At 50.1% G+C, this 13,899-nt stretch carries 14 protein-coding genes; 6 read left to right on the top strand and 8 right to left on the bottom strand.

Features of this window, described 5'->3' with window-relative positions; translation table 11 throughout:
* Positions 1-2: 2 nt before the first annotated feature.
* Positions 3-1,232 carry a phosphoglycerate dehydrogenase gene (gene serA / locus AC27K1_RS06540; protein WP_487149226.1) on the bottom strand — a complete coding sequence of 410 codons (1,230 nt, stop codon included), beginning with the start codon at positions 1,230-1,232 and terminating at the stop codon, positions 3-5.
* Positions 1,233-1,412: 180 nt separating this feature from the next.
* Between serA and AC27K1_RS06545 the strand changes: the two genes are divergently transcribed.
* Positions 1,413-2,846, top strand: coding sequence for an FAD-binding oxidoreductase (locus AC27K1_RS06545; protein WP_487149228.1), 1,434 nt, complete (start codon positions 1,413-1,415; stop codon positions 2,844-2,846).
* Positions 2,847-2,895: 49 nt separating this feature from the next.
* Here the strand turns inward: AC27K1_RS06545 and AC27K1_RS06550 are convergent, their stop codons facing one another.
* Positions 2,896-3,156 carry a DUF4404 family protein gene (locus AC27K1_RS06550; protein WP_395180147.1) on the bottom strand — a complete coding sequence of 87 codons (261 nt, stop codon included), beginning with the start codon at positions 3,154-3,156 and terminating at the stop codon, positions 2,896-2,898.
* A 123-nt stretch (positions 3,157-3,279) separates the two neighbouring features.
* Here AC27K1_RS06550 and AC27K1_RS06555 point away from each other — a divergent pair, with 123 nt between their 5' ends.
* The gene (locus AC27K1_RS06555) at positions 3,280-3,942 is read left to right on the top strand and encodes a fumarylacetoacetate hydrolase family protein (protein ID WP_487149420.1); all 663 of its coding nucleotides are present in this window, start codon (positions 3,280-3,282) and stop codon (positions 3,940-3,942) included.
* A gap of 125 nt (positions 3,943-4,067) precedes the next feature.
* Positions 4,068-4,232, top strand: a complete 165-nt coding sequence (locus tag AC27K1_RS06560) for a hypothetical protein (RefSeq protein WP_487149230.1) — start codon at positions 4,068-4,070, stop codon at positions 4,230-4,232.
* Between the two features lie 21 nt (positions 4,233-4,253).
* Here AC27K1_RS06560 and AC27K1_RS06565 read toward each other — a convergent pair whose 3' ends face one another.
* Positions 4,254-6,395: a S9 family peptidase gene (locus tag AC27K1_RS06565; protein WP_487149232.1), complete on the bottom strand. Its 2,142-nt coding sequence runs from the start codon at positions 6,393-6,395 to the stop codon at positions 4,254-4,256.
* A 331-nt stretch (positions 6,396-6,726) separates the two neighbouring features.
* Complete coding sequence (locus AC27K1_RS06570) at positions 6,727-7,587, bottom strand: hypothetical protein (RefSeq protein ID WP_487149234.1); 861 nt, start codon at positions 7,585-7,587, stop codon at positions 6,727-6,729.
* Between AC27K1_RS06570 and AC27K1_RS06575 the strand changes: the two genes are divergently transcribed.
* On the top strand, positions 7,582-8,028 hold the full coding sequence (locus AC27K1_RS06575; RefSeq protein WP_487149236.1) for a hypothetical protein: 447 nt from the start codon (positions 7,582-7,584) through the stop codon (positions 8,026-8,028). The two genes, AC27K1_RS06570 and AC27K1_RS06575, sit on opposite strands and share 6 nt — an antisense overlap.
* 790 nt (positions 8,029-8,818) lie before the next feature.
* Here AC27K1_RS06575 and AC27K1_RS06580 read toward each other — a convergent pair.
* Positions 8,819-9,016 carry a hotdog domain-containing protein gene (locus tag AC27K1_RS06580; RefSeq protein ID WP_487149237.1) on the bottom strand — a complete coding sequence of 66 codons (198 nt, stop codon included), beginning with the start codon at positions 9,014-9,016 and terminating at the stop codon, positions 8,819-8,821.
* 246 nt (positions 9,017-9,262) lie between these two features.
* Between AC27K1_RS06580 and AC27K1_RS06585 the strand changes: the two genes are divergently transcribed.
* Positions 9,263-10,711, top strand: a complete 1,449-nt coding sequence (locus tag AC27K1_RS06585; protein ID WP_487149239.1) for a peptidylprolyl isomerase — start codon at positions 9,263-9,265, stop codon at positions 10,709-10,711.
* Complete coding sequence (locus AC27K1_RS06590; RefSeq protein ID WP_487149240.1) at positions 10,711-11,322, top strand: hypothetical protein; 612 nt, start codon at positions 10,711-10,713, stop codon at positions 11,320-11,322. Before AC27K1_RS06585 ends, AC27K1_RS06590 begins: the two co-directional genes overlap by 1 nt.
* A gap of 48 nt (positions 11,323-11,370) precedes the next feature.
* Here the strand turns inward: AC27K1_RS06590 and AC27K1_RS06595 are convergent, their stop codons facing one another.
* The 3 genes from AC27K1_RS06595 to AC27K1_RS06605 are packed head-to-tail and all read right to left on the bottom strand — an operon-like array spanning position 11,371 to position 13,710.
* The gene (locus tag AC27K1_RS06595) at positions 11,371-11,766 is read right to left on the bottom strand and encodes an acyl-CoA thioesterase (RefSeq protein ID WP_395181511.1); all 396 of its coding nucleotides are present in this window, start codon (positions 11,764-11,766) and stop codon (positions 11,371-11,373) included.
* Between the two features lie 10 nt (positions 11,767-11,776).
* The gene (locus AC27K1_RS06600; protein WP_487149242.1) at positions 11,777-13,150 is read right to left on the bottom strand and encodes a TRAP transporter large permease; all 1,374 of its coding nucleotides are present in this window, start codon (positions 13,148-13,150) and stop codon (positions 11,777-11,779) included.
* The gene (locus AC27K1_RS06605; protein ID WP_487149243.1) at positions 13,147-13,710 is read right to left on the bottom strand and encodes a TRAP transporter small permease subunit; all 564 of its coding nucleotides are present in this window, start codon (positions 13,708-13,710) and stop codon (positions 13,147-13,149) included. Before AC27K1_RS06605 ends, AC27K1_RS06600 begins: the two co-directional genes overlap by 4 nt.
* Between the last annotated feature and the right edge of the window lie 189 nt (positions 13,711-13,899).

Genomic DNA, 13,899 nt, shown 5'->3' on the forward strand with positions numbered 1-13,899 from the left:
GTTCAGTAAAGGATGCGGCAACGAATGGTGCCATTCACCTCCTGAACCTTCTCCAGCGCCAGTTGGCTCTGATCCGCCTCGACGTCAATGACAACATAACCAACATCCTCACAGGTCTGCAGGTACTGACCGCTGATATTGATGTTGTTGTCAGAGAAGATGTTGTTGATAGCTGACAGTACGCCAGGAACATTCTTGTGAATGTGTAGAATCCGGTGCTTGCCGGGGTGAGCCGGAAGGGCAACTTCCGGGAAATTTACAGACGACAGAGAGGTACCATTGTCACTGTATTTCGCCAGTTTCTCCGCGACTTCTTTACCAATGTTTTCCTGTGCTTCCAAGGTGCTGCCGCCGACGTGCGGTGTCAGGATGACATTGTCGAATTCCCTTAGCGGAGAGACAAACTCTTCATCATTTGAACGTGGCTCTACCGGGAAGACGTCGATGGCTGCTCCCAGCAGCTTCTGGCTTTGTAATACGGAAACCAGGGCGTCAATCGCGACTACCGTGCCACGGGATGCATTAATCAGAATGGCGCCGTCTTTCATGGCTGCCAGTTCTGCTTCGCCGATCATTTCCTGGGTAGCCTGTGTTTCCGGCACATGCAGTGTGACGATATCGGCCATGCCGAGCAGTTCGTCCAGGTCATGAATCTGGGTGGCGTTGCCCAACGGCAGGCGGGTGACGACATCGTAGAAGTAAACTTCCATACCCAGGGATTCCGCCAGTACACTCAGCTGGCTGCCGATATTGCCATAGCCGACAATGCCCAGCTTTTTACCGCGAATCTCATAGGAATTCCTGGCGCTTTTACGCCATACACCCCGGTGGGCTAATGCACTTTTTTCAGGAACGCCACGCAGCAGCAGGATGGCTTCCGCCAGTACCAGTTCGGCAACGGAGCGGGTATTGGAATAGGGGGCGTTGAAGACAGCAACACCTCGACGGGTAGCCGCCTGCAACTCAACCTGGTTGGTGCCGATGCAGAAACAGCCGACGGCTATCAGCTTTTCCGCATGGGCAAAGATCTCTTCCGTAAGTTGGGTCCGGGAGCGAATACCGATGAAGTGCGCTTCACGAACCCGCTCTTTCAGCTCATCATCCGGCAATGAGGTCGAGAGATAGTCTATGTTGGTATAGCCTTGGGCTTTCAGCGTGTCGACAGCTGACTGGTGAACGCCCTCAAGTAGCAGAAAACGAATCTTGCTCTTGTCCAGTGATGTTGTGGCCATGCTCGCTTATCCCGACTTCATTCTTGGTGTTTTATCATGCCCGGCAGTGTTCCGGCAGGCGCCTGATGATAACATAGCCTGCCAGAAGAACGGACAATCCTGTTCAATGAAATTTGTTCAGGTCAATAATGAAAAATACGTGAAAACGGGGAAAATTCCGTGAATACGGGGGAATAGTGCATGACCCGCGAGCAGTTTCCGCAGAACGCCCTTTCACCGGAAGACCGCGCCGAACGGGTGGCGCAGCTGACCGCGTGCGTGGCGCCCGCAAGAGTTCTCACCGATGATGACGCCCTGCAGACCTGGGGACGGGACTGGACCCGTTTCCATGATCCGGCGCCCCTGGCCATCGTTTTTCCGAAGGCTGTCGAACAGGTGCAGGCTGTCGTCCGCTTTGCCCGTGAGCATAATATCGGACTAGTGCCGTCTGGTGGCCGAACCGGTTTGAGTGCAGGTGCCGTCGCTGTTCATGGTGAAATTGTGGTGTCGTTTGATTACATGAATACGATCAGCGACTTTAATGCGGTGGATCGAACCGTGGTCTGCGGCCCCGGTGTCGTAACGGAACAACTGCAGCAGTTCGCTGAAGACCAGGGGCTGTATTACCCGGTGGATTTTGCTTCCAGTGGTTCCAGTCATGTTGGCGGCAATATTGCGACTAATGCCGGCGGTATTAAAGTGATTCGCTATGGCATGACTCGTGACTGGGTGGCCGGCCTGAAAGTGGTGACGGGCACCGGAGAGTTACTGGAATTCAACAAGGGGCTGCTGAAAAACAATACCGGCTATGACCTGCAGCAGCTGTTTATCGGTGGTGAAGGTACGCTGGGCTTTATTGTTGAAGCGACCATGCGCCTGACCCGTCCGCCCAAAGATCTGACCGTTTTGCTGTTGGGCGTCCCCGAAATGGACGACGTTATGAAGGTATTGGATACCTTCCAGAACAGCATTGATTTGACGGCCTTTGAATTCTTTTCAGAAAAAGCACTGGCGAAAGTTGTCGAACATGCCGGTGTTCAGCGTCCCTTTGAAACAGAAACCGCGTTTTATGCCCTGCTGGAATTCGAATGCCTGAATGAGTCCATTGCCGATCAGGCGATGCAGCTCTTCGAACAGTGCGTGGAAAATGGTTGGGTTGTTGATGGGGTGATGAGTCAGAACCAGGCTCAGTTGGCCAACCTCTGGCGCTGCCGGGAGGACATCAGCGAAACCATTTCCCGTTGGACGCCTTACAAGAATGATATTTCGGTGGTGGTGTCGAAGGTGCCTGCGTTCCTCGCTGAGATTGATACGGTGGTGTCACGGGAGTATCCGGATTTCGAGATTATCTGGTTCGGTCATATTGGCGACGGCAACCTGCATCTGAATATTCTCAAGCCTGAGACGTTGTCACGGGAGGAATTCCTCTCGCGTTGTAACAAGGTCAGCCGTTGGGTGTTTGAGATTGTGCAGCAGTATGGTGGCTCGGTTTCTGCCGAACATGGCGTAGGCTTGCTGAAAAAAGATTACCTGACTTACACCCGGTCAGCCGCAGAAATTGAATTGATGAAAGGGGTTAAGAAAGTGTTTGACCCTGACGGGATCATGAACCCGGGTAAGATATTTGACCTGTAATATGTAAGAAGCGCCGGGCTGTTCGGAGGGGAACGGCCCGGCAGTGGGTTCAGATACCGATACTGTTCAGTGTATTCATTAACTGCCGTATGGTTTGGGCGATGGCAGGATGCTCCTCAGCGAATTCAATGGCTTCCTTTTCCAGCCGGTCATTGAAGGTTTCCACGGGAACTTTTCCTTCGGCCCTGGCCAGCGCGATTTCGAGTTCATCGGTTATCTGCCGCAGACTGGCAGCCGTGCACTCATCGACTGGTTGACCATCGAGCAGGTCATGAAGATCCTGAATGTGGGCATTGAGTTTGTCATTCATAATTTTCTCTCCACCGACTGTTCCATCTTAGACCAGCGCGGGAGAGGATGAAACGGCAAAGTGCAAACAACAAAAATGCCTGCGCACCAGCATTTAACCATCACTGATAACAACAGGAATGCCATGCGTTATACCTGCCATACCATCGAAGGGGAGCCGGCGACGCTTCCGGTTGGGAAGGTCGTCTGTGTCGGACGCAATTATGCAGAACACGCCCGTGAACTGAATAATCCCGTGCCGACTGAACCCCTGCTGTTCATGAAACCGGCAACGTCACTTGCACCCTTTTCAGACCCTGTTCGTTTACCTGAACAGCGTGGCAGTGTGCATTATGAAACGGAGATTGCGATCCTCATCGGCTGTGAAATCAGCCATGTGTCCCCTGAAGAAGCGATCACGGCTATTGCGGGTGTCGGGCTGGCACTGGATTTGACCTTGCGGGATCTTCAGGGGCGATTAAAGGAAAAAGGACACCCCTGGGAGATCGCCAAGGGGTTTGATGGTGCATGTCCTTTGTCGCCTTTTGTCTGCGCTGAGCGGATCGGGCGGTGGGACGATATTGATTTCCGGTTATCCATTGATGGTGAAATACGCCAGCACGGTAACAGCATTGAAATGTTGATGCCGATTATGCCGTTGATCAGCTATATCAGTGATCACTTCACCCTTTGTCCCGGTGACGTGGTGCTGACAGGTACCCCAGCCGGTGTTGGTGAACTGGCCAGTGGCATGCGCCTCAAGGCTGAAATCAATGGCCTTTTGACGGTAGAATCGAGCGTGCTTTAAACAAGAACTGACAGGCCGCTTGTCGGTAAGATCAGGAACGATCAATCCGGCAAGCCGGTTGGCAGTCGATAATAAACGAGTCCACATAATAACTCGTTAGAATCGGTTGTACTGGGGAGTGAATCATGCGCATTCTTGCACTGGCTTTCTGTTTTTTTATTTCCGGCGTTCAGGCCGCGCAATACCATCTGGTTACCGAAAACTTTCCACCGCTGAACATGACCAATAATGGCAGTGAGTATGTCCGTAACCAGCGGGTGACAGGCATTGCCACGGATATGACGGCCTGAGTTTTCAGGCCGTCATATTGTTCACTGCAACTGATCTAACAGACTCAGGAAAAACGCATACTCCAGTGCGAGTTCTTTCTGTTGCTGGTAACGTCCGGATGCGCCACCATGGCCCGCTTCCATGTTGGTATAGAACAACAGTTTATTGTCGTCTGTTTTGTATTCGCGAAGTTTTGCCACCCACTTTGCTGGCTCAAAGTACTGTACCTGTGAGTCGTGCAAACCCGTCGTAACCAGCATATTGGGATAATCCTGCCGTGTTACATTGTCGTAGGGAGAATACGACAGCATGTAATCGTAATCTGTTTTGTTATTAGGATTCCCCCATTCATCATACTCATTAGTGGTCAGTGGCAGACTTTCATCCAGCATGGTGGTGACAACATCCACAAACGGGACGTCGGCATTCATGCCCCGGTAAAGTTCCGGCGCCATATTGGCGACAGCCCCCATCAACAAGCCACCGGCGCTACCACCTGATGCAAACACTTTGTTTTTATCGGCGTAGCCTTCCGCGACGAGAGCACGGGTCACATCAATAAAATCGGTAAAACTGTTACGTTTCTGCTGCTGTCGACCGGATTCATACCAGGGGCGTCCCAGCATTTGTCCGCCACGAATATGGGCAATCGCATAAACGAAGCCTCGATCCAGCAGGGAGAGCCGGTTGGCGGAGAAGTACGGTTCAATGGTGTAACCATAGGCGCCATAGCCGTACTGATAGAGTGGATTGGTGCCGTCTTTACTAAACCGGTCAGTGCGCCATACCAGTGACACGGGAATGTCTGTGCCGTCTGTTGCGGTGACGAACAGGCGTTCACTGGCGTAATCCGATGGGGTGAATCCGCCGGGAATCTCTTTCTGCTTCAGTTGTTCCCGTTCACCGGTGATCAGGTCGTATTCATAAATCGTATCAGGCGTGGTCATTGAGCTGTACCAGATACGGACACGTGGTGCATCTATTGAAGGGTTAGCTGAAAAGTGAGCGACGAAAACCGGGTCATCAAACGACAATTGATGTTCTTTTCCGGTGCTCAGTTGAATGACGCGAATACGCGAAATACCGTTTTCCTTTTCATTGAGTACCAGGGAATCTTTAAATAACAGGTAGTCTTCGAGGTATACATTGTCCCGATGGGGAACCACTTCCTGCCAGGCTGATTTGTCGGCACTTTGCGCCTTTTTCACTTTCATCAAGCGGAAATTAGTGGCCTGCCAGTTGGTGCGGATGTAATACCAGTCATCCAGTTTGGCAATGTCGTATTCATGATCCGATTCCCGTGGGAGGAACGGCGTAAAATCACCTTCTGGCGTTGTAGCATCCAGTAGTGAGACGGCACATTGCGTGGTGCTGTCATGGTTGATTAAAAGGGTGGAGTCATCTCGGGTACGGTCAATGCCGGTATAGAAGCTTTTGTCCTGCTCCTCATAAACCAGAACATCATCTTTTTGCTCTGTTCCCAGTGTATGCCGGAAGACCTGGTAACCCAGCAGTGTCTGCGGATCCTGGCGGATGTAAAACACGGTGCGGTTGTCGGCTGCCCATACAACGTCACCTGTTGTTTGCTCGATACGGTCGGTTAACAGTTCACCGTTCTGCAGGTTTTTAAAATAAACGGTGTATATACGACGACCTACTGTATCTTCGCTCCATGCCAGTAACTGGTTGTTGAGGCTGACATCCATATCGCCGATACTGAAAAACTCGTGCCCTTCGGCCAGCTTATTGCCGTCCAGCAGAACCTCTTCAGGATTATCGAGGGTTTCCGCTTTGCGGGCATGCACCGGGTATTCATCATCGCCACTGTAACGGGTGTAGTACCAGTAATCATTGTCCAGCACTGGGACGGTGGAGTCGTCTTTCTTGATACGTCCTATCAGTTCCTGATAGAGCGATTCACGGAGCGGTGCATAAGGCGCCATGACCGCATCGGTATAGTCGTTTTCAGCTTTCAGCCAGGACAGGATTTCAGGATCTTCACGGCTGTCGTCGCGCAACCAGTAGTAATCATCAATCCGCTGATGGCCGTGGTATTCCAGCGTCCTGGGTTGCTTTTTAGCAAAGGGAGGTTTGATCATCTCTAGCGCCTGGTCATTCAAGAGTTCGGTGTCGATGCCGTTGTCGTGTGCGTCACTGATGCCAGCGAGACATAAAACGGTCATCAAGTACTGCAATATTCGTTTCATTGGTTAAGATAACGCAATAACAATGATTCAACAGTAGTATCAGGCATGATGAAAATACTAAAAGATGCCTTGCTAACCTTTGCGCAAATAAATCAGGCCAGAATCGCTTGCCTGAAAAGCAGGTGTGGCGGACGATCCGGTAAGCAGTGACAGTTGTCGTCTTGCGGTTCTAAATGGTGACGTACAGCGCCATGGAACGGGATATTAACGACAAAAAAACTGACCGTGATTGTCGATGGTGCAGTGTTGCCAACTCATCTGACAGGTTCAATTGGAATGTTATTAATGTAGTGGATTTTCCATTTTTTTACTGCTTTGTTTCTGCGGTTTTCTTTAATAATTTTCCGTAATTTTCTGTGTATTTAGTTTTCTCTTCAGAATTAAATGATTGATAATTATCTAGGAGTGCATAGGTGGATGACAGACTCTTGATCATACCTCCGAACTTTGATTTGTCATATTCCCAGCGAGGGGGGGCATTATCACGAATAATATTTAATATATCGAGCATCAGAAAAAACAATGATTTTTTTTGTTGAAGGATGGTCTGTTTGTTTGATGGAGTAATTGAATCTAAAAAGGTCTTTTTTAATGTTGCATTGATTTTATCTATGTGCATATTAAGATTTGACAGGTATTGTCCATATTTCTGGCCATTATCTATAACGTCAGTTATTAAACGTTCATGCTGATTTTTATTAAAGTATTTGAGAATAATCTCTATGGTCATTAAAATGGCTTTTTCGCGTAGCTCTTTTCTAATTTCTGGGGTGGTTTGTAATACGGGAATTTTTGTTAAATTTCTCAGAGGTCTAACAAAGATTTTATACATGTTATCAACAGTTTTCATATCATTATTGGATAATATTGATTCCGGGTTTTTTGCAAGGTGGTAGTTAATGCTGTCGATCACGGTGTTAAGTGCATCTTGTATCAATTCGAAAGCAGAACTCTTCGGCGTATAGTTTGTGCGATGAATTATTTCATATAAACCTGAGGCAAGCTCCAATAAACTTGTTATATTTACTTTGTTTGTTACATCGGTACAAGTTAATGCCTGATAAATGGTATCGGGGATCACTGTGGTAGGAGGTTTAGAACTGAATTCAGATCCGATCCTGCAAAGTAGCTTTGCATAAGCTGAGATTGTGGTTATGTGTATTTGCAATCTGTCCCTTTCGAGTATGATGTTTTCTTTGTTCTCAAAAAACAATTGATAATTTTCCATGTTTTCATTGATGATTTCCAAAAAATCGAGGTTGCGGCAGTAGCCCATGCTGCTGCGATGGTTGAATTTGAGGCTGCGGCAGTAGCCCATGCTGCTGCGATGGTTGAATTTGAGGTTGCGGCAGTAGCCCATGCTGCTGCGATGGTTGAATTTGAGGCTGCGGCAGTAGCCCATCATGCTGCTGCGATGGTTGAATTTGAGGTTGCGGCAGTAGCCCATGCTGCTGCGATGGTTGAATTTGAGGTTGCGGCAGTAGCCCATGCTGCTGCGATGGTTGAATTTGAGGTTGCGGCAGTAGCCCATGCTGCTGAGATGGTTGAATTTGAGGTTGCGGCAGTAGCCCATGCTGCTGCGATGGTTGAATTTGAGTGGGAACTGTAGGGAAATATGTTATGCTGGGGAAAAAACTGCTTGGTTGATGTTCCGATGGACGCTGCTGCTGTTGTGCTGGCGCTTGCTGATCTGGTAGTTGATTAACGTAAAGAGGCAGGCTATATAATTCTGAGCTGCCACCTACAGATGCCACACTGTACTGTTGAAGTGATTGTGAAGATAAAAGGTTAGAGGGAAATTGTTGAGTATTGTAGGGCTCTTGAACATAGTAGTAGTAATAGAAGTAGTAAGGCTGTTCAACATGGCGAAGCTGTCGAGCAAAGGACTGTGGATCTGGTCTTGACGTCATTGCCGAAGTCTGAGAATGACTTCCACGCGAATAAGGGTGGTAGCGTCGTGATGTCATTTGTGACTGAGTAAATCTTTGCCTTACATTGTGATCCATTGTTACTATTCTCCAGATGGTAAATACTCAATTTTCCGATAAATCCAAAAGATTCCTGATATCCATAGGTTTCTATTACTCAACCTGATTGACTGGTCACTCGGAAAAAAATTCAAATTTTATTTTTTTTTGTCAGGAATGCTAACGGTATTAATCATTCATTGTTATGTTGCGAATGATTCTTTACAGTCGCCAGCCGTTTGTGCAAAGACGCGATCACTGGAACAGAAGGCGGGGAATAAAACCGTTAATAGCCTGAGACCCAAAGCACCGTTTTATTACCTTTTATATGGCTGTCTTCGCCTTAAAGCGATTGAGCAGTTCATCTTGCCGGTACGACGATTTTTTGTTTATTGACGCAAAGACAAAATTGCCTTGCGTCACCTTATGTGCTTAATCAGCAACTGGACTCCGGGTTCTGGCCTCAACCTGTACCGGGTTGGAGCTGCGATCCGTTGAAGAGACAATGGTGTAGAAACTCACCACATCCCCGAATTCAATAGGTCGCATGAAAACCAGTTTGTCGATGGCTATCGTTGCAATACGACCGTGTGCAACCTGGCTGGCGTTCATCTCAGCCTCGAGATCCATCTGCGAGACAACCAGCCGCCGAAAAGATAATTATCCGGATTGGCATCCCTTGGCATGGCATGAACCCCCATGGCCAGCATGATGACCAGGTCATCTCAAGCGCCTGGTCATTCAAGAGTTCGGTGTCGATGCCGTTGTCGTGTGCGTTACTGATGCCATTGAGCCATAAACGGTCATCAAATACTGCAATATTCGTTTCATTGAGTAAGATAGCGCAAGAATAATCACTCAATAATGGCTGCAGGCATGATGAAAAGAATAAAAGACGCCTTGTTACTGTTACCTGTATTGGTTCGGATGCGATGCGCCTTTCTGGTCAATAACAGCGTCTTGCCTGGTTCTGGCAGCCACCACGCTAAAAGAAGAATCATTCGATGTGCGGTCACGGCGTTCGGGTTGCTGTTATCAGCGATGGCGCACAGTGCTGTCAAAAGTGATATTAACGACAAGGGTATCGCAGCGATTGTCGGTGGCGAGGCAATTACTGCCGCGACACTGGATGTTTTCTACCAGCAGGCGGCTCCCGGTGACTTTCGCACAACACGGGAAAGTGTGCTCCGGGATTTGATCACTAACAGATTGCTTGCCCACTGGCGCGAGCAGAGCGGATTAGTACCGGCTGAGACTCCTGTCGGCTTTTCCGCTGATGTTGCTGTCGCTGATCAATTGAATGGTTTAATTCGTTTGTACTGGCGGAAACCATTAGAACGCTGGCTCAGTGAACAACCTGGTGGCATGACCGGTTTTGTTCAGAACACCTCTATTCCTGAGCAAGGCAGACTGGCTGATTTGCTCAAAAATCAAAGTCAGATGTCTTTTACTGCGACGGAACAGCAGCAACTTCTTTTCAGTCAAACCGTTCTCTTAACGTATCGTTTACCTGGAGATAAAACGGAAACCATTACGTTGCGCGATATTTATGATCGTCAGAATGTACAGGGACGTATCCAGCTGAGTCGGGCAACACCCGCGTATTTGGCCGGACAGGTTGAGCAGCTACTGAGACACAGGGTCGTGGAATACTGGGCGCGGGAGCATTCAGGTTTGACGCCTGCAGATATCCAATCGATGAAGAGGGTGCTTATCGACCGCCGGGAACGTGAGGTAGTCCTTAAAAGTCTCGGGTTGTTTAATGTTATGCACAGCAGTAATCCGGTGCTTCGCCAGCTTGCGGATGCCGTTACCCGTGAGGAGGTGGTGGATTATTACCGTAATCAGAAAAAGCAGTTCAGCCGACTGGAAGCGGTTAAGGCCTTTCATCTACAGGTTGATAGTCAGAAAAAGGCGGACGACGTTTATTCACAATTGATGGATGGTTTGACGTTTCAAGAGGCCGTGGAACTCTATTCTGTAGCGAATGACCATGGTGAGAAGGAGCCAGGAAGTCTGGGCTGGATAGCGAGGACTGAAAAGGCGCCAAACTGGCTGGAATCCATGGCATTTATGCAGAAAACAGGCATCCCTTCCCGCCCCGTTAAACGTCCGGCAACCGCAGTGGAACCGGCGATCTGGGAAATCCTTCTGGTAACTGAACAGAAGAAAGGCTATTACCCGGAAGACAGTGAAACGGTTCGATACCTGGCGTCGCGGCAGATTGCGCTTGAGAAAGCCAGGACGCAATTTGCAGAATTGAAGGAGCGGTTACGTAAGGAAGTGCCCGTGCGGATCAATCCTGACTATATCGGGGTATTTTGATGGCAATTAACAAACGATGGGCTGTGGTTCTGTTAGGAAGTGTCGCGACGGTAGCTTCCGTTTTATGGGTTTTCAGTGATGATCAGGCAACCCTTGTACGGGGAAAAGCGCCCGTTGCTGAGGAAGAAACTGCCAGTGCCTTGAAGAAAAGCAATCAACGCACAGCGTCGTCAGAATCAGTTCGTGTTGTTGAAAACGTTGGAGTACCGGTACCTGATGATCAGGAAATTGCCAGTGATAGCGCGTCGTTCGGGTTTGATGCTGAGGCCCTCCATTCATTCAGTCACTCATTGACGCATGGGGATAACCGGGCGCCATCGGTCGCAGAGTATCAGCCAAGAGTCTTGCCATCCGCGAATGAGCTGAGTGATCCGGAACGGTATCAACGTTATGAAGCCCGTCAGGAAGAGCAATTGAAACTGGCATTTGTCATTGCAGCAGAAGATAAAATCAAAACGATGGAAACAGCCATTGAGCGGGCTAAAGCAGAAGGTATGGATAAAGAACAGTTGGAAGAAGGTATTCGTAAACTGGAAGGTATTCGAGCCATGAAACAACAGCTTGAACAAGAAATGGGAATCGTAGAAAACGGTAATAACCCATCCTCCTGATCGGATGGGTTATTACCTTTAGATCACATTCCTGTTTACAGTGATGTGTCAGCTTATTTTTCGTGTACGACGATTTGTGTCTATTGCCACAAACACGAAATTACCTTCCGTAACTTTATGCTCTTCATCGGCCACGGGATTGCGTGTCCAGGCCTCAACCTGTACCTGGATGGAGCTGCGGCCTGTGGAAGATACAATGGTGTAGAAACTCACCACATCCCCGACTTCAATAGGGCGCATGAAAACCAGTTTGTCGATGGCCACCGTTGCCACCCTGCCGTGTGCAACCTGTCGGGCGCTCATCTCGGCCGCGAGATCCATCTGTGAGACAACCCAGCCGCCGAAAATATCATTATCCGGATTGGTGTCCCTTGGCATGGCCTGAACCCGGAGAGTCAGTTCCCCCTCCGGGTGGGGCAGGTGATCGGTTTTTAGTGTTTCCATACCTTTCTCCCTATTGGTAAACCTGTGATGGCAGCCATGTGATGATGCCCGGCCAGATAGCCATCAACGCCAGCAACAGCAGCTGGATCACGATAAATGGCGCCACCCCTTTATAGATATCGGTGGTGGCGACACTGCCCGGCGCAACACCCCGCAGGTAGAACAGGGCAAACCCGAACGGTGGCGTCAGGAACGAGGTCTGCAGGTTCACTGCAATCATGATGCCGAGCCAGATGGGATCCAGCCCCATGGCCAGCAATACCGGGCCGACGATAGGAACGACAACAAAGGTGATCTCAATAAAATCGAGGATGAAACCCAGCGCGAAGATGACGAGCATGACGATCAGGGTCGCGGTGAAGACGCCGCCCGGCATGCTCTCAAACAGTTCCTGGATCATTTCGTCGCCGCCGAAGCCGCGGAATACCAGCGAGAACACGGATGCACCGATCAGGATCAGGAAGACCATGCAGGTGACTTCGGTGGTGGAACGAACTACTTCGCCCGTCCGAGCCAGCGAGAGTTGTCCTTTAGCAAGCGCCAGCAATGTTGCACCCAATGCGCCAACAGCGGATGCTTCGGTGGGGGTTGCGATGCCCGCCATGATGGAGCCCAGTACGGCAAAGATCAGCAACAGCGGTGGTGCAAGGCTAAGCAGCAGTGATTTGTTGGAATCGTCATCATGGACCGGTTCGGCGACGGCAGGAGAACTTTCCGGTTTCAACCAGGCCATTACAACCAGCCAGGTAATGTAGAGTCCGACCAGAATTAATCCGGGAATCATGGCACCGACAAACAGGTCGCCAACAGAAACAGTCTTGGGCGAGAAGATACCCATGTCCAGCTGGGCCTGCTGGTAAGCTGTGGACATGACATCACCCAGCAGAACCAGCGCGATGGAGGGCGGGATAATCTGTCCCAGCGTGCCGGTGGCGCAGATGGTACCTGTGGCCAGTTTCGGGTCGTAACCCCGCTTCAGCATGGTCGGTAGGGAAAGCAGTCCCATCGTCACGACGGTGGCGCCGCAGATCCCGGTGCTGGCCGCCAGAAGCATGCCGACCAGTGTGACAGAGATGCCCAGCCCGCCACGTACCCGACCAAACAGGCGGGCCATGCCTTCCAGCAAATCTTCGGCGACACGGGATTTTTCCAGCATCACGCCCATCAGAACGAACAAAGGCACTGCCATCAGGGTTTGATTCGTCATGATACCGAACAGGCGGTTGGGCAGTGCGTGCAGGAAAGCAACATCAAATACGCCGGTTGCCGTGCCAAAGACGGCGAATGCCAATGCGGTTCCACCCAGGGAGAAGGCGACAGGATAACCGGCCAGCAATACCAGGCAGACCATCAGGAACATCAGCAGGGGAATCCATTCGCTCATGCGGCCTCCCGGGGTAGATTTTCAGCGTCTGCAGGCGGGGCATCATGACCGGTGAGAATCAGCAGGTTACGCAGTGTTTCCGCAACACCCTGAAGCATCAGCGTGGCCGTCAGAACAAGAATCAGGCTTTTCATCAGGTAGAGAGCCGGCAGTCCACCGGCTTCCTGTGAAGTTTCCCGTATCGCCCAGGACTGGCTGACATATTCCCAGCTCATCACGCCGATCAATACGCAGACCGGAAGCAACAGAAACAGGCTACCCAGGGCATTGACCAGCGCCTGACGGCGTGGCGAGAAGCGTCTGTAAAAAATATCAACCCGGACATGACCGTTATGCTTGAGCGTCCAGGCGCAGGCAGACAGGAAAATTATGGTGTGAATCCAGGTGGCGGATTCCTGCAGGGCTATCGAACCCTGGTTAAACAGGTAACGCAGCAGGACAACCGTACAGACAACCAGCATCAGCAGCAGGTTAAGCCAGGCAACGGTGCGGCCGGTTTTCTCGGTAAAGTGATCGATTCCCTTTACCAGACTGCGGGTCAGGCGCACGCAGGTGTTCATGTAGCCCCCTGTTCTTATTGTTATCGGAGGATTATACCGAAACCCGCACGCCAGAGGCACCCGTTTGCGTGTCATGATTCTGTAATAACCCGTACATATATTCGTCATGTAACCACCGGATACTGATACGCGAAGGCCACGAGTACCCATAGCGGTTGAAAAGAACACGAAACACAGGAGAAAAGAATA

It is taken from the genome of Kistimonas ophiarachnellae, assembly GCF_057552235.1.

Bases quoted from the DNA above. Each gene is read 5' to 3' on its own strand.
- AC27K1_RS06555 (WP_487149420.1), top strand. From the start codon at position 3,280: ATGCGTTATACCTGCCATACCATCGAAGGGGAGCCGGCGACGCTTCCG.
- AC27K1_RS06585 (WP_487149239.1), top strand. From the start codon at position 9,263: ATGATGAAAAGAATAAAAGACGCCTTGTTACTGTTACCTGTATTGGTT.
- AC27K1_RS06550 (WP_395180147.1), bottom strand. From the start codon at position 3,156: ATGAATGACAAACTCAATGCCCACATTCAGGATCTTCATGACCTGCTC.
- AC27K1_RS06590 (WP_487149240.1), top strand. From the start codon at position 10,711: ATGGCAATTAACAAACGATGGGCTGTGGTTCTGTTAGGAAGTGTCGCG.
- serA (WP_487149226.1), bottom strand. From the start codon at position 1,232: ATGGCCACAACATCACTGGACAAGAGCAAGATTCGTTTTCTGCTACTT.
- AC27K1_RS06560 (WP_487149230.1), top strand. From the start codon at position 4,068: ATGCGCATTCTTGCACTGGCTTTCTGTTTTTTTATTTCCGGCGTTCAG.
- AC27K1_RS06545 (WP_487149228.1), top strand. From the start codon at position 1,413: ATGACCCGCGAGCAGTTTCCGCAGAACGCCCTTTCACCGGAAGACCGC.
- AC27K1_RS06595 (WP_395181511.1), bottom strand. From the start codon at position 11,766: ATGGAAACACTAAAAACCGATCACCTGCCCCACCCGGAGGGGGAACTG.
- AC27K1_RS06605 (WP_487149243.1), bottom strand. From the start codon at position 13,710: ATGAACACCTGCGTGCGCCTGACCCGCAGTCTGGTAAAGGGAATCGAT.
- AC27K1_RS06600 (WP_487149242.1), bottom strand. From the start codon at position 13,150: ATGAGCGAATGGATTCCCCTGCTGATGTTCCTGATGGTCTGCCTGGTA.
- AC27K1_RS06565 (WP_487149232.1), bottom strand. From the start codon at position 6,395: ATGACCGTTTTATGTCTCGCTGGCATCAGTGACGCACACGACAACGGC.
- AC27K1_RS06580 (WP_487149237.1), bottom strand. From the start codon at position 9,016: ATGGATCTCGAGGCTGAGATGAACGCCAGCCAGGTTGCACACGGTCGT.